Source organism: Shewanella sp. Arc9-LZ (genome assembly GCF_010092445.1).
In the GTDB taxonomy this organism is placed as follows: Bacteria; Pseudomonadota; Gammaproteobacteria; order Enterobacterales; family Shewanellaceae; genus Shewanella.
Map to the genome: position 1 here is coordinate 1,034,672 of NZ_CP048031.1, position 21,344 is coordinate 1,056,015.

At 41.7% G+C, this 21,344-nt stretch carries 17 protein-coding genes; 7 read left to right on the top strand and 10 right to left on the bottom strand.

The features are described from left to right. Window positions 1-91: 91 nt before the first annotated feature. Together GUY17_RS04500 and GUY17_RS04505 are read left to right on the top strand one after the other, a co-directional pair. On the top strand, window positions 92-2,071 hold the full coding sequence (locus GUY17_RS04500; protein ID WP_162022436.1) for a TonB-dependent receptor: 1,980 nt from the start codon (window positions 92-94) through the stop codon (window positions 2,069-2,071). Window positions 2,072-2,191: 120 nt separating this feature from the next. After that, a complete protein-coding gene (locus tag GUY17_RS04505; protein WP_101086305.1) occupies window positions 2,192-2,932 on the top strand; it encodes an HDOD domain-containing protein in 741 nt (246 codons plus the stop codon). On the opposite strand, the gene GUY17_RS04510 is transcribed toward GUY17_RS04505, so the two are convergent. Beyond that, a complete protein-coding gene (locus tag GUY17_RS04510) occupies window positions 2,915-3,817 on the bottom strand; it encodes a LysR family transcriptional regulator (protein WP_101085914.1) in 903 nt (300 codons plus the stop codon). The genes GUY17_RS04505 and GUY17_RS04510 overlap by 18 nt on opposite strands. A gap of 154 nt (window positions 3,818-3,971) precedes the next feature. On the opposite strand from GUY17_RS04510, the gene metE reads away from it, so the two are divergent. Together metE and GUY17_RS04520 are read left to right on the top strand one after the other, a co-directional pair. After that, window positions 3,972-6,263 carry a 5-methyltetrahydropteroyltriglutamate--homocysteine S-methyltransferase gene (gene metE, locus GUY17_RS04515; protein WP_162022437.1) on the top strand — a complete coding sequence of 764 codons (2,292 nt, stop codon included), beginning with the start codon at window positions 3,972-3,974 and terminating at the stop codon, window positions 6,261-6,263. Window positions 6,264-6,563: 300 nt separating this feature from the next. Then, window positions 6,564-6,776 carry a dodecin gene (locus tag GUY17_RS04520; RefSeq protein ID WP_041412796.1) on the top strand — a complete coding sequence of 71 codons (213 nt, stop codon included), beginning with the start codon at window positions 6,564-6,566 and terminating at the stop codon, window positions 6,774-6,776. A gap of 12 nt (window positions 6,777-6,788) precedes the next feature. On the opposite strand, the gene queG is transcribed toward GUY17_RS04520, so the two are convergent. After that, window positions 6,789-8,018, bottom strand: coding sequence for a tRNA epoxyqueuosine(34) reductase QueG (gene queG / locus GUY17_RS04525; RefSeq protein ID WP_162022438.1), 1,230 nt, complete (start codon window positions 8,016-8,018; stop codon window positions 6,789-6,791). 40 nt (window positions 8,019-8,058) lie between these two features. Further along, a complete protein-coding gene (locus GUY17_RS04530) occupies window positions 8,059-9,942 on the bottom strand; it encodes a GGDEF domain-containing protein (protein ID WP_162022439.1) in 1,884 nt (627 codons plus the stop codon). Window positions 9,943-10,364: 422 nt separating this feature from the next. Here GUY17_RS04530 and GUY17_RS04535 point away from each other — a divergent pair, with 422 nt between their 5' ends. Beyond that, entirely contained in the window at window positions 10,365-10,799 is a 435-nt protein-coding gene (locus GUY17_RS04535; protein ID WP_101085911.1) for a DUF3069 domain-containing protein, read from the top strand. Between the two features lie 156 nt (window positions 10,800-10,955). On the opposite strand, the gene GUY17_RS04540 is transcribed toward GUY17_RS04535, so the two are convergent. The 4 genes from GUY17_RS04540 to GUY17_RS04555 form a co-directional block, all read right to left on the bottom strand. Next, the gene (locus tag GUY17_RS04540) at window positions 10,956-12,644 is read right to left on the bottom strand and encodes an NAD-dependent malic enzyme (protein ID WP_101085910.1); all 1,689 of its coding nucleotides are present in this window, start codon (window positions 12,642-12,644) and stop codon (window positions 10,956-10,958) included. Window positions 12,645-12,928: 284 nt separating this feature from the next. Further along, on the bottom strand, window positions 12,929-13,393 hold the full coding sequence (locus GUY17_RS04545) for a DUF1456 family protein (protein WP_101086303.1): 465 nt from the start codon (window positions 13,391-13,393) through the stop codon (window positions 12,929-12,931). 429 nt (window positions 13,394-13,822) lie between these two features. Beyond that, entirely contained in the window at window positions 13,823-15,088 is a 1,266-nt protein-coding gene (locus GUY17_RS04550) for an Nramp family divalent metal transporter (protein ID WP_162022440.1), read from the bottom strand. 12 nt (window positions 15,089-15,100) lie between these two features. Continuing rightward, window positions 15,101-15,640: a PH domain-containing protein gene (locus GUY17_RS04555; protein WP_162022441.1), complete on the bottom strand. Its 540-nt coding sequence runs from the start codon at window positions 15,638-15,640 to the stop codon at window positions 15,101-15,103. A gap of 223 nt (window positions 15,641-15,863) precedes the next feature. Between GUY17_RS04555 and GUY17_RS04560 the strand changes: the two genes are divergently transcribed. Continuing rightward, window positions 15,864-18,431 carry a TonB-dependent receptor gene (locus GUY17_RS04560; RefSeq protein WP_162022442.1) on the top strand — a complete coding sequence of 856 codons (2,568 nt, stop codon included), beginning with the start codon at window positions 15,864-15,866 and terminating at the stop codon, window positions 18,429-18,431. Between the two features lie 95 nt (window positions 18,432-18,526). Continuing rightward, a complete protein-coding gene (locus GUY17_RS04565; RefSeq protein WP_162022443.1) occupies window positions 18,527-19,159 on the top strand; it encodes a glutathione S-transferase family protein in 633 nt (210 codons plus the stop codon). 62 nt (window positions 19,160-19,221) lie between these two features. Here GUY17_RS04565 and GUY17_RS04570 read toward each other — a convergent pair whose 3' ends face one another. The 3 genes from GUY17_RS04570 to GUY17_RS04580 all read right to left on the bottom strand — a co-directional run bounded on the left by GUY17_RS04570 (window position 19,222) and on the right by GUY17_RS04580 (window position 21,170). Next, a complete protein-coding gene (locus GUY17_RS04570) occupies window positions 19,222-19,722 on the bottom strand; it encodes a DUF4447 family protein (protein ID WP_162022444.1) in 501 nt (166 codons plus the stop codon). 91 nt (window positions 19,723-19,813) lie between these two features. Beyond that, window positions 19,814-20,215, bottom strand: coding sequence for an SMI1/KNR4 family protein (locus tag GUY17_RS04575; RefSeq protein WP_011636316.1), 402 nt, complete (start codon window positions 20,213-20,215; stop codon window positions 19,814-19,816). Window positions 20,216-20,390: 175 nt separating this feature from the next. Beyond that, window positions 20,391-21,170, bottom strand: coding sequence for a GTP pyrophosphokinase (locus tag GUY17_RS04580; RefSeq protein WP_162022445.1), 780 nt, complete (start codon window positions 21,168-21,170; stop codon window positions 20,391-20,393). Between the last annotated feature and the right edge of the window lie 174 nt (window positions 21,171-21,344).

Below are 21,344 nucleotides of genomic sequence, written 5' to 3' on the forward strand. Positions count from 1 at the left end.
ATTTATAGAACCTTTCTGTAGAATAAGGCCCAAGAGGAGTTTTATATTGCGGCGTTATTGCCCCATTTTTCCTTTCAGGAGTTAAAGGTAAATGGGTACTAAACCAACAAAAATTGCATTGTTATTAAGTGCTGTCTTCAGTGTCGCAAGTGTTAATGCTGTTGCGATTGAATCAGTTGTTACATCCCCCTCGTCTTCGGCTATCAGCATGGATGAAACCATTGTGGTTATTGGCCGTAATGCTGCCAAGCCATTAAATATTGCTGCCAATGTTAATGTCATTGATGCTGCTGATATTCAAATGAGCGGCGCCACCAATTTAACCGATTTATTACGTGGACAATCTGGTATTCAGGTGTCGGATAATAACTCGGGCAGTGTATTTTCTATGCGTGGGTTTTCTGCATCACAAGCCGCTAATAACACGCTGATCTTAGTCGATGGACGCAGACTGAATAATATTGATATTGCGGCACCGAGCATTGAGTCGATCCCGATTAACTTAGTTGAGCGTATTGAGATTTTATCAGGCAGTGCAGGGGTACTATATGGTGACCAAGCTGTTGGCGGCGTGATCAATATCATTACCAAAGCACCGACAGAAACGGGTGGTGGTTTACAGGTTAGTGGTGGCAGTTTTGATACCTATGAAGCTAAGGGCGATATTTCAGGGGCTATCAACGATGCATGGCGTTACTTTTTAGCGGCCAGCTATAACGAAAGTGATAATTACCGCGATAATAATGACAATGAAACTAGTTCTATTCTAGGTCGCTTACAATATCAAACAGATACCGAAGACTTCTATGTTGAAGTTAATCATTTTGATAACGATCGCCAAGCACCAGGCGCGCTAACGCTGGCGCAGTACGAAGCAGATCCTCGCCAAGTAGCATCATTTTCTGAAGGTGAATTCTCTCATGAAATAACCACAGCATTGCGCAGCGGTTATCAATACCAGCTGAATAATATTTGGGCCTTAGGTGCTGATTTAACCTACTCGGATACATCAACCACGAGTCTGTTATTTGGTGGAGCAGGGCGTATTGAGCGCGACTTATTAAGTTTCTCACCTAAAGCTACTGCTAACTATCATTTAGAACATGGTGATTTAAATTTTGTTGCTGGTATTGATGTGAGTAAAGGTGAAGCTGATTTCGATACACTTTATACGCAACGAAATAATGAACAAACACAAAAGAGCGCTTATGTGCAAGCATCGGTACCGATAACGCCGACGTTATCTTATGTTGTTGGTGGTCGTTATTCTGAAGTGACTGACGATTTATATGACCAATTACTTTATCCGAACCGTATTGAAATCGATAATGACGCCCATGCGTTGGAGTTAGGGTTAAATTTTCGCCCAAGCAGTGAACATCGTTTTTATGTCCGTGCAAATGATAACTTCCGTTTTGCCAAAGTCGATGAACAAGCTTACACCCCGCTTGATGTACAAGGTTTAAATCCACAAACAGGCCGTTCTTACGAAGCAGGTTGGGACTTTACCACTACAACTCAAACATTAAAAATCAATGCTTATCAACTTGAGTTAGAAGATGAGATTGTTTACGAAGGCGGTCGTACAGATGGGCCTTATGGAGGTGGTGCTAACGTAAACGCCGATGAATCTCGCCGCTTTGGTGTGAGCACTGCTTATGATGTGCAGTTATCAAATGACTGGCTGCTAGGTGCTTCGTACGACTATATTGATGCAGAGTTCACTCAAGGTGAGAACGACGGTAAAGCGTTATCTTGGGTGGCAAAACATTCAGGTAAAGCCTTCGTAAGCTATGATTTTGCTGATAATTGGCAAGCGTTTGTTGAAGGTGTTTACACTGGTGAGCGTTACATGGAAGGCGACAACAGCAATACCGGTGATAAGTTAGACAGTTACGTGCTAACAAACCTTGCGCTTAACTATACCTATTCAGGTTGGAATGGTAGCTTACGTGTAGATAACTTGCTTGATGAAGATTATGTTGGCACTGGTTATTACTCGGCTTATGGCAGTGGTTATTATTCTGGTACTGGTCGCTCAATTAGACTGACTGCGGGTTATCGTTTCTAGATTATCTTTTTTTAGCGAATAACCTTTCGAAAGCCAGTAAACTATTACTGGCTTTCGTTTTAATATATCGTTAAATTAATGAATAAAGTGATTTATTCTAAGAAAAGGTAATTGATGAATATGACTAATCTTGAGCAACAAGTCCTTACTCAAGTTCAAGCTATTATTGGCAATGAAGAGCAAGTCATTGGTCGTCGTGGCATATTAATTCCATTAAAAAAATCTCTGATTAACGAAGCAGATATTCGAGTCGTTATCGATATCATTTCAGCGGATCCTGCTTTGGCAGCACATTTATTGTTACGCAGTAATACCGCGCAAACAGCAGGTGTCATATCAACAAAAAGCCGTAGTGTAAAAGATGCCTTAATCCGTTTGGGCCAAGTGAACATTTATCGCTACGCGTTTTCGTTTTACCTTAAAGAAAGGCTTGATGAACTTTCTGAGCCTTACAAAAAACTGGTTCAAGGCTATTGGGCATTAAATGAAACCATTGCGGTGGATTGCATACAACTGTTACGTGAAGACAACGACATTGGTGTAGGCACTAAAATCGATGCGGATGAAATGCAAACATTAGCGTTGTTTAGTGTGTTTGGGCAGGTGATTGCGTTAACCGCTTTTGCTTATTTAAATGCTGAGTTGTCTCGACCAGTATCGTTAAAAGTATTGAAGTCGCTTATTGATAAACAACAACAGCAGTTATCGCTCGAAGCATTTGCGTCATTAGGGCTAGATGATGATTTACGCGAAGAATTTTTGATTGCACATAACTTACGCCAAACACAAAACCCTGATTCTCCAGGACTTGTGCTTCGACGCGTACTGTCTAAACGAGGTTTATTAATCAACCCGTTGTAGATTTATGCCTTCACTTGCTACCAGTTCGAGCCACTTTTGGATTAAATTTGCATTAGTGGCATCGCGACGATAGGCCCCAAACAAAGGACGTTTTAGTCCTTCTGCTCCTAATTTTACCGCAGTAAGGCTTAGCCCCTGACTCTCTCGGATAGACCAAGTTGGTAGGGTTGCTACGCCATCATTACAGGCTACTCTTTGTAACAGCATAGAGGTTAAATCGCATTGCTTTTGCTCGCCAGGTTCAATACCCGCGGGCTCTAAAAAGTGTTTGTATATGTCTAAACGCGCTAAAGGCACGGGGTAACTAATTAAGGTTTGCTTTGCCAATTGCGCTGGCGTGACAAACGCTTGTGCCGCTAATGCGTGATCACTAGCAACGACTAACTTTACTTCAAAATCAAATAGATGCTGATATGCGACGCTATGTCCTGGCACAGGATCAGATGTTAGCACTATATCTAAACTCCCTGTCTCCAACGCATTGAGTGAATCAAATAAATGACGGCTCGAAATGTCAATTTGAGCTGCTGGCGCATGCTGTTTAAATTGCTCAATAACGGGCATTAACCAACGAAAACAACTGTGGCATTCAATGCCGAGCTTAAGCTGTTGGCTTTCACCTTCTAAACCGCGTTTAAGATCTGACTCGGTTGCAATCACTTTCGGTAAGATTTCTTCCGCTAAATTCAGCAGACGTGAACCTTCGTGAGTAAACGTTAACGGTTTACTTTTACGAACAAAAATAGTTGAGTTAATTCGTGTCTCTAACTCTTTTATTTGATGAGAAAGCGCCGACTGGGTTACAAACCGTTTTTTAGCTGCACCCGCTAAACTGCCACTTTCCTTTAACGCCATCAAGGTGCGAAGGTGTCTAAGCTCTATCATTTTCTCTCCACATGAATCTTGCTCAACTAGCTGATGAAATCAATTCGATTGCTTGACAGCAGAGTAACACAATAAACTTCTAGACGTCCAGACGCCTATGTAGCTTTTCTACATAAATGGCTATAAATTTTTGCTCAACGAAAAGGAAAGCAGTATGAAAATTTCAAGTTTAGGATTTCCCCGCATAGGACGTCAGCGTGAATTGAAGTTTGTTTTAGAACGTTATTGGCGTGGTGAAGCAACATTAACGGAGCTGAAAAACGTTGCCAGTGAATTAAAGCGCACTCATTGGCAGTGGCAAGCAGATGCGGGTGTTGAATTACTGCCAGTAGGGGATTTTGCTTATTATGACCAGGTGCTAACCCTGAGCGCGACCTTAAATGTGATCCCCGATCGTCATCGGGCCACTCAAGCTGATGGCAGCCCAGCCGCTGTCGATATTGACACCTTATTTCGCGTGGCTCGTGGCCGTTCGCAAAGCGGCCAACATGCGTGTGCGGCAGAAATGACCAAGTTTTTTAATACTAACTACCATTACCAAGTGCCAGAACTAAGCGCTGATCAAACATTTGAGATTGCCTTTGAACAATTGTTTGATGAAGTCACAGAAGCACAGCAATTAGGTCATCAAGCAAAACCTGTGCTGCTCGGTCCGGTGACGTATTTATACTTATCTAAAAGCCTTTCTGAGTTTAATAAGTTGACGTTGTTACCGCCGTTATTGGTTGCCTATCAACAAATTTTGTCTCGTTTTGCTGCCCAAGGTGTGAGTTGGGTACAGCTTGATGAACCGGTATTAGCGGCAGACTTAACCGATGAGTGGCAGCAAGCCATTAGCCACAGTTATCAAACGTTAGCGCAACAAAAGCCAGCATCATTAAAGGTTTTACTCGCCAGTTATTACGGTTCTATTGCCCATCATCAAGCATTGGTGAGTGCATTACCGGTTGAGGGGCTACATCTTGATTTAGTCACCGCGCCAGAACAGCTTGATGTGTTTGTTAATGCTTTAGGCGTTCAGCAGGTACTTTCTGTTGGGGTGGTTAATGGCCGTAATGTGTGGGCTGCTGATGTTGATGTGATTGCACAGAAGGTAACCGAGTTAGCGACCACGTTAGGCGATTGTTTATGGATTGCACCTTCATGTTCATTGTTGCATTGTCCTGTGGATGTCGAGGTTGAAAGCCAATTAATTACGCCATTACTTGGCCAATTAGCTTTTGCGAAACAAAAATTATTTGAACTTAACGAAATTCATCAATTAATCGTTGAGCAAGGTTCAGCAACTAGCCGAGCGATTATTGATCGTTGCCAGCAACGCCGCTTGGCAAAAGCTGCCGCAGCTAATCAACAGGTTGTAGAACGTGTGTCGCAGCTAACCGCTGATGATTTTGAACGTAACAGTCCATTTGCCCGCCGTATCATTGCCCAACAACAAAAGTTAGCGCTGCCATTATTACCCACAACCACCATAGGTTCATTCCCGCAAACGCCAGCTATTCGGGGGTTACGCAGTCGCTGGCGTAAAGGCGAAATCAATGACAATGATTACCGTTCACAGCTTGAGCAAGTCACTCAAGACACCATTTCTCGTCAACTTAAATTGGGTATCGACGTGCTAGTTCACGGCGAAGCTGAGCGTAATGACATGGTGGAGTATTTTGGTGAACAATTAGAGGGCGTTGGGTTTACTCAATTTGGTTGGGTGCAAAGTTATGGTTCTCGTTGCGTTAAGCCGCCGTTAATTTATGGCGATGTGTCTCGCCCCAAACCAATGACGGTCGACTGGGCTACCTATGCGCAAAGCTTAACCGACAAGCCTGTTAAGGGCATGCTAACGGGTCCGGTGACCATTTTACATTGGTCGTTCGCTCGTGAAGATATTCCACGTAAAGATATTGCTAACCAACTTGCATTAGCAGTACGTGACGAAGTGGTCGATTTAGAAAGTGCAGGTATTGGCATTATTCAAATTGATGAACCTGCATTTCGTGAAGGTTTACCGATTAAACAAAGCCAATGGGCAGATTATTTAACCTGGGCGGTGGATGCGTTTAAGTTATCGGCTGCAGGTGTTGAAGATGCAACTCAAATCCATACACACATGTGTTACAGCGAGTTCAATGACACCATTAATGCCATAGCGGCCATGGATGCTGATGTTATCACCATTGAGACGTCACGTTCGCGTATGGAGCTACTGAGTGCCTTTGAAGATTTTCATTATCCTAATGAAATTGGTCCCGGTGTGTATGACATTCATTCGCCAAATATTCCAACCGTTGATGAAATGGTCGACTTAATAACTAAAGCGTCGCAAAAAGTGCCGGTGAAACAGTTATGGGTTAATCCTGATTGTGGTTTAAAAACCCGTACCTGGGATGAAGTTGAGCCCGCGCTGCGGAATATGATTGAAGCGACTAAAGTGCTTCGACGTCGGTTCTAATTGGGATGAACTCGTTATAGATAACATTGATTTAAATGAAAATAATTTATCTATATTAGCTCGCAGACATGGCGAAGCCAAATGTAGACTTGGCAATTGTATGTAGTTGTATGAAGTTGAATTTGGTTGTTCTCTGTTGAGAGTAGTTGAAAAAAACTTATCTTAGGGAAAAACGGTGTGAGCCCCCCCCGGATTCAACGGCTGACCGTTATCTGTTTATTATTCAACGATACTGCGGTGAATAGCGCTATTGTTTACTACACTGAAACTAAAGATGTGCAGTTAACAATAGGAGCTATTATGAGTCACACTTATAAAGTCATTGAACTCGTGGGATCATCACCAATAAGTTCAGATGAGGCGGTCAAAAATGCGATTGCAGAAGCCAATAAAAGTTTACTACATTTGCGTTGGTTTCAAGTTATCGAAACTCGTGGTCATTTAGAAGAAGGCCTAATTGCTCATTGGCAAGTGACCATTAAAGTGGGTTTTACCTTAGACTCTAATGCCTAATGCTTATTTTGTTTATGCGTCTCTTGGTAAACCCTTTTGTATTGATCTGATCACTCGTTGAGTTTTACGTGAAAGCGCCGACTGTGGCGCTTTTTGTATTTGTTGAACTAATGCCCATTCAATATGCTCAAGTACCATATCATCCACTTCTTCACTGTGTTTACGTTGCTCTAACGCATTAATAATGGCCGGATTAGCAGGGGCATTACCTAATGCAATCGCGATATTACGTAACCAACGTTTATGACCAATTCGTCGAATCGCACTGCCTTCTGTTTGGCTGAGAAAATAAGTTTCAGACCAAGCAAATAGAGTCAGTAAATCGGGTTGAATAAGCGCACTGCGAGTATGAAAATCAGTTTCTTTTGTCAGTGGTGCTTTAGCATTGACTGGGCACACTAGCTGGCAGTCATCACAGCCATAAATACGATTGCCTATAAGCGGGCGAAACTCTTCTGGGATAGCGCCCTGTAATTCAATGGTCAAGTAAGAAATACAACGTCTTGCATCGACAACATAGGGCTCGACAATCGCATCAGTTGGGCATGACTTTATGCAGGCTACGCAAGTGTTGCAGCCTTCTTCAATCGGGATATCTAACGGTAACGGTAAGTTAATGAGTAACTCGCCAAGAAAAAACCAGCTGCCTGCATCTGGGTGTAAAATTAACGAGTGTTTGCCTGTCCAGCCTAGTCCGGCTTTATCGGCTAATGGACGTTCTAAAATAGGTGCAGAATCCACAAAAGGTCTAAAATCAGTCGTATCAAAGTCGAGCTGTTGGCAATACTGGTTAATTTTATCGCCGAGCTTTTTAAGCCGTTGTCGGATGAGTTTATGGTAATCACGTCCACCCGCATAACGAGAGATATAACCAAGATTTGGGTCGGTTAAATTACTGGCAAAGCCAGCGTCAGGCGGTAAATAGTCCATCCGAGCACAAATCACTCTAATGGTTCCGGGATGTAACTCAGCGGGTCTAGCACGCATCATTCCGTGATTAGCCATGTAAGCCATCTCACCGTGATAACCTTTATCTAACCAGTCTTGTAATGCTGCCTCATGCTGAGTTAAGTCGACATCAGCAACACCAATATGAGCAAAGCCAAGTTCTTTACCCCAAAGCTTGATTTGCCTATTGAGCACATCAAGTTGAACCGCGGTCAATGGACAGGGCTCAGTTGTTAGATCGGTTCCTAGATCAGGAGTAGGATTTGGAGTTAATGCTGCGGTCGTTGTTGTCATAACACTATCATTGAGTAAACACGCTAAAATTATACGCGTTTTACTCAGCTTTGACACAATTTCGACCAGCAGCTTTGGCAGAATAGAGCGCTTTGTCCGCTTTTAGTAACAATGGTGACAAGTCTTCTTCATTACTATAGCTGGCAACCCCGGCACTGACGGTTTGATGTAAGTTCGGCGCAATCTGAGTCCAGTCATAATCAGCAATGGTCTCAATTAACCGATTAGCGATTTCAATGGCTTTAGTTTTGTCGATATTAGGCAGTAAAATCAAAAATTCTTCACCGCCAACACGTCCAACAACATCGGTATCACGCATCATGCTTGTGCTAATTGATGCTAGTTTTATCAGTACTTTATCGCCCATGTCGTGGCCTAATGTATCATTTACTATTTTAAAATGATCAGCATCAAAAGAGATAATGGAAAACGGCTTGCCTGATAGTTTGGATGATTTTAAGAAGTAATGCCCCTGAGAATAGGTGTCACGTCTATTGGCCAATTTAGTCAGCTCATCGGTTAGGGCTAAACGCCTAAAGAGTTGTTTTCGAATGACTTGTTTATAAGCAAACATTGATACGATAATTAAAATAATCGCAACTAAGATAATAATGATGATTTGCATGCTTTCGTTACGCTGTAAAATTTGTAACTGTTGCTCTTTATCTTTGTCGCGTTGTATTAACCATTCGTTTTCGGTTTGAATTTTGTTGGTATTAAAGCGCGCTTGCATTTCTGAGTTGCGATCAGACATATTCTGCTTATCAAGAGCCATATGCATTTTGATAAATTTTTGCAAAGTTTTTAATGCATTTTCAATATCACCTTTAGCTTGGTAGATATCGCTTTTGAGATAGATGTTTTCACTTTCACCGCGTTGATTGCCACCACGGTTAAAATCAATAGATGCAAGCTGACTATATTCAAGTGCCTTATCTAATTCATTTGTCGCTAAATATGCTTGTGCTAGGTATAACATTAATGAACTATGCGGCCCATCATGACTGACTGGGATTTCTTTTTCTGCTTCCTTTAACAGCACTAATGCTTCATCTATTTTATCTAGTTTAATCAGATTTCCTGCAACATTAGTTTTGGCATCTGCAATCGCAACGTTATCTTTTTGGGTTTTCCAGAAGGTGAGCGACTGCTTAAATCGAGCTGTAGACTCATCGATACGTCCAAGCTCTAAAAGTGAAAATGCGATCTGATTATTGATGTTATCAGCTTCTATTTGTTGATTGGCCTTAAGGTAAACTTGTTCTAGTTTTATTTGGTATTTAAGAGCGGTTTCAGCATCACCAAAACGCCGATAACTTGCAGCAAGTTCACTCAAGTTATCATTTGCCCAATAAGTTAAATTAAGATTTTCATACAATTGTTGCGATGTAATTAAATCTTCTAATGCAGATGAATAGTTGCCTTGATAGGACAGCATTGCCCCTCGAATGCTGCGGCCGTCAGCGATAAGTCGAGGATCTTCAAGTTCGTATGCATTATTTATTGCATTAGAAAGATCGTCCAGAGCTTCGTCTAATTGCCCTGAAAACTGTTTGTAATAGCCCAAACATAATAATAAATCGGTATGAATTGCGGATGGATAGGGTTCTGAATATATCAGCAGTTGCTGCTCTGCATATTTAATGGCGTTGGTAAGTTCACTCTCTGTAGTAGAAGGCTGGTTCCAGCAGTTTAAACGGACATAGAGTTTTTGACGGATCTCATCGTCAGAGGCAATGATCCGCTTATATTCGTTGAGTAGCTTTTCGCCAGCGATCTGATCAATATAATCAGCTAAATCTATTTTTTTATAGATAGCATCAGCTTTGTCGTTGTCGTAATAAGCGGCAAAGACTGAAGTAGGTAAAAAATATATTGCGATAAAAATGGCAATAAAAAAGTGAAAATTTAGTGATTTATTCAAAATAATAAGCTGCTTTTTTATTTATAGTTTTTGTTGGCAACAATAATCATTGTGTAGGCGTAGTTATAGCACTTTTATATACATCTTTACTATCGATGAGCAATTATTGTGCACAATGGGTGTTTTATCAATGATAAATTGATGTGACCTGCAGATTAAAGTCCATATTTAGAGGCTGATCTGCTCATTAAGTTAATATATCGGCGGAGTATTACTTTAAAAACTGATAATACAAACAGTAAAAAATCATGTCATAATTGGATTAGCTTGTTTTCATTTACATGAGTAAAAGACATATCACTGCATAGATATGGCATTAAGAGTGCGTTTGTTCTGGCCTAATTTCAATAAATAATTTGATTATTATGCCATCAAACATTCTGATGCCAATCCATGTGGAGAATGTTAATTGAGAGATAACCATGACCAAAGTTGACCCGCAGTATCAAGACGTAGCAAAACAAATTTCGTATAACGTAGCAAACAAAGTACTGCCGATGGACAAGTTACCTGAAACATTACTTGAGGCCTATGAAGGCTTGTTTAGCGAACTTATTGAAGATAAAGCCAATACATTTACTCATGCTTGGGATGCATTACCTGCGAGTGCGCAAAAGTTAATGACCAAAGCAGAGTTTCATGGCTTTTATATTGCCAATGCGTGGATGCAGTTAAGCCGTGTTGCGCAAGAAATTGCTGATAGTGCTGACTCTGAAGAAGAGATGAATAATAACGAATATGATGGTGTCTTCGGACGCTTAGCTGAGCAGTCGTTGAAAGAGTGTTTACGTAAGCTTAAAAAAGCGCGCACCGACCGCCCATTGTTGAATAGTTTTAAGCTAGTGATGTCGGCATAAATTTACTGTTATTACAGACATAAAAAATCCCAACTTAGGTTGGGATTTTTTTATGGTTAAAAAGCGCATAACCTTTTCAATCAATGAGTTTCACTATCACACTAATGACAATCAGCGCTTTACAATTCTAAAGCGCTGAGTCGTACTTAATCATTGTTAGAATGAGGTACGTTTGTAACGACGATATTCAGGTTCCCAGAAGTTAGCTTCAATTGATTGTTGCAATAATTCATCGGTACAAGGTAATGCTAAACCTTGATCAATGGCAGCTTTAGCAACAGCAAAAGCAATATATTTACTGACAGCTTGAATATCTTCTAGACGAGGTAATAGCGAGCCAACACCCTCTTTGCCTAATGGCGAACACTCCGCTAAAGCACGACTTGAAGCCATTAACATTTCATCCGATACACGCCTTGCACCACAAGATAATACGCCTAAGCCAATACCTGGGAAGATAAAGCTATTATTACATTGTGCTATCTCAAAAGTTTCGCCATTGACGACCACAGGTTCAAATGGGCTACCCGTTGCCACGAGTGCTTGGCCCGATGTCCAATTAAGAATGTCCTTCGGGGTCGCTTCTACACGGCTCGTTGGATTCGATAATGGGAATACAATTGGGCGTTTACAATGGCTGTGCATTGCTCTAATGATTTCTTCAGTAAATAAACCAGGAGAGCCTGATACTCCAATAAGTACCGTTGGTTTGGCATTGTTAACCACATCAAGTAACGAAATATTGTCACTGTAATTGTCCCATGCTTCTATCGTGGCACAGGGTTGCGCTAGCTTCTGTTGGAATGGAAGTAGGTTAGGCATGTTATCGAGTAATAAGCCCCAACGATCGACCATAAACACTTGTGAGCGAGCTTGTTGATCGCTAATGCCCTCAGACACCATTGTCGCCACAATCGCTTCGGCAATACCACAACCAGCGCTACCCGCACCCAAGAAGGTAATACGTTGTTCGCTAAGTTTACTGTTAGCGGCTTTACAAGCTGCCAGTAGTGAGCCTACCGTAACGGCTGCAGTGCCTTGAATATCATCATTGAAACTGCAATATTGATCTTTATATCGTTCAAGTAATGGCATGGCATTTTTTTGTGCAAAATCTTCGAACTGAATTAAGGCATCTGGCCAGCGACGGCTGACAGCTTGCATAAACTCTTCAACAAATTCAGCATATTCATCACCGCCAATACGTTGATGACGCCAGCCCATATACATAGGGTCTTCAAGAAGTTGTGGGTTATCAGTACCAACATCTAAGGTCACCGCAAGACAATACGCCGGGCTTATGCCGCCACAACTGGTGTATAGCGATAATTTACCAATTGGGATCCCCATACCGCCTATGCCTTGGTCGCCTAAACCGAGAATACGTTCTCCGTCCGTCACCACGATGACTTTGACTTTATGGCGGGTTGAGTTATTTAAAATATCATCAATGCGATCTTTGTTAGGATACGAAATAAATAAACCGCGGTTACGACGATAGTTTTTTGAGAAACGTTCACAGGCTAAACCAACCGTAGGCGTGTAGATAATTGGCATCATTTCACTGATGTTATTACGCACTAAACGATAAAATAAGGTTTCGTTAGTATCTTGAATGTTGCGCAAATAAATGTGCTTATCGAGATCATTGGTGAAGTTTTTAAACTGTGCGTAAGCACGAGCGGCTTGCTCATCAATGGTTTCAATGACCCAAGGAATGAGGCCTTCGAGGTTGAAATAAATTCGTTCTTCTTCACTAAATGCACTGCCTTTATTAAGCAGGGGTGATTCAAGAATCGCTGGGCCGGCAAAAGGAAGATAGAGGGGGCGTTTGTTATCGTCCATGGGGAACCTTAATGTGTGAGATCCAGTTAGATCGTTATTAGAATTGGGCTGGTTTTTTGTGCTTGTAGATTATCACGTCTGATCTTTTTTGTGGTCTGTTAAGTGAGTAAAATCACATAATTGTTAGGTACTTTTACTCACCTCTCACTATTGTGTCATTGCTATGTGAACAATCGTATGGTGTAAATGCAAAATTATTATTGTTTAAATGTAAATCTCACAAACAAAAATGCGCAGCCTAAGCTACGCATTTATAAAGCATTATCTCAACAACTTGGCAGGTTTTACTTACCGCGATGTTTGATTGATAAACCTTTAACGAAATTTCTTAATACCTGGTCGCCACAAGGTTTATAGTTTTTATGATCAGGGTTACGGAATAGCGCACCTAGCTCAGATTTAGTCATTGAAAAATCTGCTAAAGCTAATGCGGCAATAATATCTTCTTCACGCATTTCAAGCGCAACGCGTAATTTTTTGAACATAAGGTTGTTAGTCAATTGCTTTAAAGGTGCTGGTACTTCAGCTCCTGGCTTTAATCCACGATTTTGAATGATCAAACCATCTAAGAATTGACACATTAATGTGTCATTACACGCTTGATAACCTTCTTCTTCCTCTTTTTTCAACAGCGCAATAATTTGCTCTGAAGACATGTCTACTTTGGCTTGGCTGAAAATGTTAATCATTTTGGCATTTGAATAGTCAAACACAAAGCGAATACGGCGAAGAATATCATTGTTAATCATAAGGTTCTCTGGCGCGGATGCGCATAAATGGTTTAGGTCAATTGACGAAACACTAGTATAACGGGTAATCATTGATTAGTCAGATTAATCCTGCTTGAGCTGCAATCGATTTCTAACACTGCTAGGGACTGCTTAAAAAATGATAACAAGCGATAACAAGCGAACGCTGCGCTTACGGATAGAAGGGTCTAGCCTCTAGGCTCTGCTTGTCATCGCTTGATATCGCTCGTCACCGCTTGTCATCTCAGGAACAGCTTAAGACATGATAACAAGCGAAGGCAGCGCTTACGGATAGAAGGGTCTAGCCTCTAGGCTCTTGCTTGTCATCGCTCGTCACCGCTTGTCATCTCAGGAACAGCTTAAAAAATGATAACAAGCGAACGCTGCGCTTACGGATAGAAGGGTCTAGCACCTAGGCTTTTAGTGAGATTATTTTGTGAGATACCAATAAATAAACAAAATAGCGAAGCTAACTAAATACAATAAACCAATCCAAGACAATCCAACCATCACCCGGCCATAACGATGTTTTTTAGCCAAGGTGTCACTGGTCATTAAACGGAAGTTAAGCCAAGCAAAAATAACGGTAGTCATAAAGGCAAGGATCATCACAAATTCAAGCAGCGGTAATAAGGCGCCTTTAAAGAATAAAATGAGTAATAAACCCAGCGCGCTGATCCCGAGCATCACCTGGGTTAAATAACTGCGTGTGGACGTGTTGTTAGACAGTAATCGCCAGCCCATATCAAGTGTGCGGCTATAACCATCAATTACCGTCACTGTGGTGCTAAAAATACATAAAAACGCGACTATCCCAATGAGATAGCGGCTTTCATTGCCCATAACTTGGCTATAGAGGGTGATCAATTGCGACGCAAATACCGCGCCAGAGTCAGAAAAACGCTCGCCACTGCCGTGCATCACTAATGCGCCTAACGCTAAAAATATAATCGCCAGTAATGCCGTGGTGACATAGCCTAGATTAAAATCAAAAATAGCCTGCTTGGCGGTTACCGTTTGAGTTTTACGTTTTTCTATTAACCATAATGAGTTCCAAGTACTGACCTCTATCGGAGCAGGCATCCAACCCATCATCGCCACTAAAAAACCGACATACGCCCATTGCCAAGGAGATTCGCCAACCACTGGAATGCCGAATCCGCTATGACGATTAAAAGCCAATGCCACGGCGACTAAGGTGGTTAACGTAAGAGCCAACATGATAATTTTGGTCATTTTATCAAGTAGTTTGTAGTGGCCGAAAATTAATAATGCTAATGAGCTGACCAATACAATTAGCGCTAATACATCAATCGATAGCGGAATAAACTGGGTTAGCATGGCCGCCGTTAACATACATACCCCCGCCGTACTGGCAATGGCGGCAATAACATTAAGCCCCGTAAACAGCATCAAATACCCGCGGCCTTGCTTTTGATAACCGTGCAATAAACTCTCATCAGTTGCTGCTGTGTAGCGAGCGCCAGCGGCGAAGAAAGGATACTTAACGATATTGACTAATAAAATGAGCCACGCCAGTTGCCAACCAAATTCGGCACCCGCTCGAGTTGAGGCGACTAAGTGAGAAGCACCAATCGCGGCGGCGGCCATTAAGATCCCAGGTCCTGTGGCTTTAAACAGTGTGTTAACACGAGATACCCACGGTAAGGCTGATGCAGTTTGTTGATTAAGCATGTTAAAAAAGACCTAGTTTGATTGTTTAGCGGTTAATGATTGTTCAATACGCAAAAGAGTAGCGTTCATTTGTTGTAGATTGTCGAGGATTAATGCATCGGTATTGGAGCGGGCCGATGTGTGGTCTTTCCGTTCAGTGAGTTGTGTTTTTTGTGCCAGTACTTGTGCTCTAAAATCGACTACATTTATGACGCCCGTTAAGTTAATTAACGCCCCAGCACCAGATTGCCCGGCGGTTTCTACGGTAAGTTTATGTATGCTAAACATGCGCATGATGGGGCCTTGGATAAGCGCCATATCGGTGATTTTATCCAATGGAACGGTATTTTCTGTTCGAGTAAACAACCCTTTGCGGACGATGAGTTTTTGCTCGGTTAATTCAGCACTCATGTTATTGATGTAACGCTTTGTCGCCAGTAATCCTAGGGGAAACCATAATAATAACAATGGAATACCAACAACACTTAGGCAAAAGACTAAGCCGCCAGACAATAACCAGTACAGACCTAGGTTTGCATGAAAGTGGGCACTAACTAGCGTTTTTTCACTCATCTGACCTCCATATCAAAAGCATTTAAATTCACTTTTTTTAAGTATTTATTCTTGTTTAAGTAGCTGGTTACATTTACATTACGGGCTTGTGTTGACTTTGTTAAGAAATGACTTAACTTAGTTGCGTAAGTATAAATCCGCACGAGTTGCGCGTCGTTATAGCTTTAACGGCAGTGTGCAACAGTCAAGGATGTAAAACAATAAATTAACGTTAAGGATGATCATGAAAAAAACTAACCTACTGCGTAGTGCTTGCGCTATCGCTATATCACTGTCCCTTGCCCCTATCGCATTCGTTTCTCAAGCTGCCGAAGCCGGTGCTGAATCAAAAGTTGAACGAATTGAAGTGACCGGTTCTCGTATCAAACGAACTGATATTGAAGGACCTTCGCCAGTACAATCGTTGAATAAAGACGATATCGCCAACATGGGTTTCGATAACCTACAACAATTGCTTGAGCGTATGCCTGCAAACGGTTCTGGTGCATTTTCTACTCGTGGAAACAGCCAAGACTCTACCGCTAACGGTGGTGCATCAATCAGTTTACGTGGCTTAGGGCCAGATGCCACTTTGGTACTTATCAATGGTCGCCGAGTGGGATCGAGTGCCTTTGCTGAAGGTATTTCGAATTCATTTGTTGATATCAACAATATCCCAGTATCAGCGATTGAGCGCATTGATATTCTTAAAGACGGTGCTTCAGCCATTTATGGTTCTGATGCTATCGCTGGTGTGGTTAACATCATATTAAGAAAAGATATCGAAGGGCTTGAAATTAACCTAGGTTATGGTGATGACAGCGGTACGGGTTATGACGAAACCACAGCCAGCTTAGTGTGGGGCGTAAAAGCCGACAAAGGCAGTGCGTCAATTATTCTTGATTACTTTACCAATGGCACCTTGTCAGCAAGCGATATGGGGCGTTTTGGCACCGCTAACCAATCACCTTACGGCGGTGAAGATTACCGTTCATCACGAGGCTTTCCAGGGTATTTTTATGTTAATGGTGTGAAAACTATCGATCCTGATTGCCCCGCTGAGAATGCCACAGCAAGTGGCAGTTGTTTGTTTGATTACGGTCCATACAATTTAACCATTCCAACGTCTGAGCGTGTTGGTGCTATTGGCCAATTTGATTACATGCTCGGTGAAGATTTAACTGCATTTTTAGAGTTATCTGTACAACATAACACCTCTGAAGCGGGTGGTGCACCAACGCCATTAGATGAAGATGCTGGTTTAACCGTGCCTGGTTCTCATCCTAACAACCCATTTGGACAAGACATTGATATCGGCCGTTACCGTACAGTTGATGCTGGCGCTCGTCGTTGGGATATCGAATCAGATACTATGCGTATTGTTGCCGGTCTTCGCGGTGTAATAAACGATTGGGACTGGGAAGTGTCAGCGCAACGTGGTCGCAGTGAATCAACTCAAACAGGCGATCGTTCACAAGGTTGGGTAAGAACCGATTACTTACAAGCCGAAATTGATGCCGGTAACTACAATCCTTTTGGCGGCACGATTAACTCAGCAGATGTAATAGATCGCATCACCACAAGTCTAGTAAGACAAGGTAAGTCGAGCATCACAGCTTATGATGCGAGTATTTCGGGCCATGCATTTACCATCGCAGATCGCGATATCATGATGGCTGCAGGTGCAGAGTATCGCGAAGAAAGCGTTAGTGACGTGCCAGATGAGCAGTTCCAGCGCGGTCTGATTTTTGGTACTGAAGCGGTGTCTGCATTTGGTTCACGTGATCAACATGCTGCCTATGTAGAATTATCAATTCCTATTGCAGATAACTTTGAACTGCAGTTAGCGGGTCGTTATGACAGCTACAGTGACTTTGGTTCAACCACTAACCCTAAAATTGCCTTCCAATGGGGCATTAGTGACGAGATAACTGCACGTGGTTCTTGGTCAACTGGTTTCCGTGCACCATCGTTAGCGCAAATAGGCTTAGGCCCATCTGAAAAAAGTGACTTTTTAATTGATAGCTATCGTTGTGAAGCTGATAACGTAGATTGTGAGTTATTGGATTACAACTTTATATTTGCCGGTAACCCTAACCTTAAAGCTGAAGAGTCAGAGACTTGGAACGTCGGTATGATTTGGGCTCCAAGTCAGCAGTTTGATATTGGTGTTGATATGTACAATATCCTCCAAGATCACAAGATTGATTCACTGCAAAACCAGGTTCTTTATAATGAAAATTGTAATGATCAAAACAGTACGGTCTGTTTGCGAAATGCACCGCAAGCAGGTCAGACATTTGGTCCGCTTGATGTGATTAAATCTGGATTCGTCAATATTGGTTCACAAGAAGTTCAAGGTGTGGATTTATCAACTCATTATGGTCTTGAATTAAACCGCTATGGTGACGTTAAGTTTGGTCTAGAATACAGTTACTTAATTAGCTTTGAAAAAGAAATTGATGGCGAGATCATTGATTACACTGGTGAGTATGAGTATCCACAACACCGCTGGTTAGCTACAACTAACTGGAACATGGATGACTTTGCCGCTAACGTTAACTTAAGTTACATCGGCGAGTTTGAAGATTTCAACGAAACCCGTACCGTTGATGCACAGCTGTTAGTTGATATGTCTGGTTCATATCGTTTCAATGACACGGTTAAGCTATCTGTAGGTGTTAATAACGTGTTTGATGAAGAGCCATCATTTGCGATTGGTGATGGTGATGCTGACCTATATGGTTACGCAATGGGTGTACATAACCCATTAGGCCGTTATATTTATACTAAAGTCACAATGAAGTTCTAATGACAACGTCATAAGATAACAACAGCCACATTCACTTAAGGTGCAATGTGGCTTTTTTTATTCTCATTAACCTCATCATACAAAATGGAGCCAAAATGATTACGTTATACGGAACCCAAAAAAGTCGTGCGCTACGCGTATCTTGGCTTTTAGAAGAGTTAGGTATTGCATGGCAGTTTTATGCTATCGATTTTGCTAATGGTGAACATAAAAGTGACGCATTTTTAGCCCTTAACCCTAGTGGCAAAATGCCAGTACTCACAGAGGGTGATTTTGTGTTAAGCGAATCTGCGGCCATTATGCGTTATTTAGCGGAAAAGTACGGCCAAGGTAAATGGTTGCCAAAACCGGGTACTCAAGAGTCTGCTATCCATGAACGCTGGATGAGTTTTGTCATTAGTGAGCTTGAACAACCGATTTGGAGTATTGCAAAGCATCGTTTTGCGTTGCCAAAAGAACTGCGTGTAGACACTATGTTTACTGTAGCTAAATGGGAGTTTGATCAGGCGACAGCTATTGCTGAAACTTGGATACCGGAGTCTGGGTTTGTATGTGGCAGCGAGCCAATGGTCGCCGATATACTATTAAGCCAAACATTAGGGTGGGCTTTGGGATTCAAGCAAGACATTCCGCCAAAGTTGTCAGCGTATCGTGATAGGCTAAAGCAACGTCCTGCTTTGGCTGCTGCGCTCGCCAAAACAGTAGCACTTGCCGATGTCGCTAAATAACCGTTATTAAAAAGGAAGCCCGAAGCTTCCTTTTAGTGATTGACTGTCAAAATAGAGGTTTTTTATAACTGAGTAGCGGCCCATTTTGCACGGCTTTCTCGGCTTTCGCTCATGCCGTTATCAGCACGATAAGCTTTATAGGCTTCGGCATCGAGCGCGACTAAGCTTACATCCACTTCAAGTACGAGTTTACATTCTTTTTTAATACGCCAAGCTGCGGCATTGTACAATTCAGTTAATGGTAAAGTGCTTAAAAATTCTGGATTGTATTGGGTATATAGCGCTTGAGTCGGATACACCACAAAGGCTAACCGACGCTTAGGCTCTTTTTTAAATAGCTCTTCAATACCGTCAGAGGTGTTGAGCACTTGCATTTCGATAATATCATCGATTTCTAGTAACTTTTTTTGAGCCGGAATCGGTGCTTCTTTCTCGCCAGATTCCCATGCCATCACGTCTTCATTACTGGCTTTAGTGATGCTAGCAACCTGTTCAGTTGTTAGGCCTAAAGACTGACGTAAACATTGAATTTCAATTGCATTTAAACCGGTATTTTTCGACATGATCGTTCTCATTGTTAGTGATAATTTGTTTGATAACCGTTTATTATCTCGCGTTGGGTTAGTTAACTCCAACCGAGGCTAATAAATAAGATTATCGATTAAGCCATACGTCTTCGGCCCAATGCCAAAATGATTCCCATACTTTGTCGCTAAATCGGCCTTTTTTCCAAAACAACACTTGGCTTTCTTCATCAATACAATAAAAGCTATCACCGATTTGGCAAATGGCAATTTGTTCGCGAGGTAATCCAATAGACCAAGCATAACAAGCCACTTCAGGTAAGTAGGTATGTGAAGATGGATCGGCAGCGGTAACAGGTTCAAGCGTGCCATAAATAACATCGCTGCCATACAGTAAGAATTCTTTTAGATCGTTGGGTAAACCAATTAAGATCTGTTCTTCAACTTCTACAAGTTGCTCAAAAGTTGGCAATTCTAACGGCACCGGTACGGTTTCGCTTAATTCTTGTAGTTGTTCAATAATGTCATTCATCGCATTGTCCAGCAGATCGTTTTGTAATGGGCGCGAGTATAGCAGAAGTGATTGTTGCGGATCTTGTTTGGCAAAAAAAAAGCGCTCATATGAGCGCTAAAAGGGTGGAAACTTACTGTGATTAGAAAAACGTTAGGGGTTGTGAGTTATTCATAATAAAGATAGTTATCAGTATTTATGCTACTTGTTGTTGTGAACTATATAAACTTTGACGTTTATAGCTTAACCACGCTTTATGATACTGCTTGTGCGAGTCTTGACGAAGCTTGGCTATCATGGCTTGCTCAATGTCATTTAAGTGTCTAGATGTGGCTTTCGCCTGAGACTCTATCTGTTGGATTTGCTCATAAACATGATGTTCAGGGCCACTTTTTATGTCGGCAATATCATTTAAATGAAATTGTACTTCAACCACCATTTGGCTAACGGGTAATTTCACTAATACATTTAAATCACGATAACCTGACACTTTAGGATGAGAAAAACGATTTTTTAATTGCACAATTTCGGTGTATTGGCTCAACTGTTGGTAACTTGATAGCAAGCTTTTTACGTCATAGGCCACCACACTTGCCCGTGCTATGTCGGTTAGTTGGCTGGCGTCGCCATTAAATTTTGTTTGCACTTTTTGAGAGGCACGCTGATAACTTTTGGTCGCAGGAATAATGGTTTTAGTATTACTTGATTGGTCAATGAAGTGAAGTAGGTCAATCAGTTCTTGCTGCGCCGCCGGTGCCCGAGACATCAGAGTATGTAAGTTATCGGTATCTTGTGTCACCAAGTCGCTGTTGTGATCATAAAGCGCCATTAGCTGCTCAATATCATTAGATGATTTTTGGCTGAAGTCAGATGGCTGAGCTAGCTTGGTGTATTTAAGCTCGTTAGGCTGGGCAATAGCACCACGTGTAGACAGTAAAATTAAGAATATAAAGAAGGTACGAAACAGCTTATTCATTGAATAGCTCCAGCATAATGTCTGTTAACCCAATGTACCGCTTTTTGGCTGAATAGGGGCTGAATGAACAAGGTTTAATGATATATATTAACGTGGCTTTGTGTTGTATTTGTTTTTATTATCAATTGGTTAGTTTTTTTTATAAAAAAAGGGCATCTTTCGATGCCCTTTTTT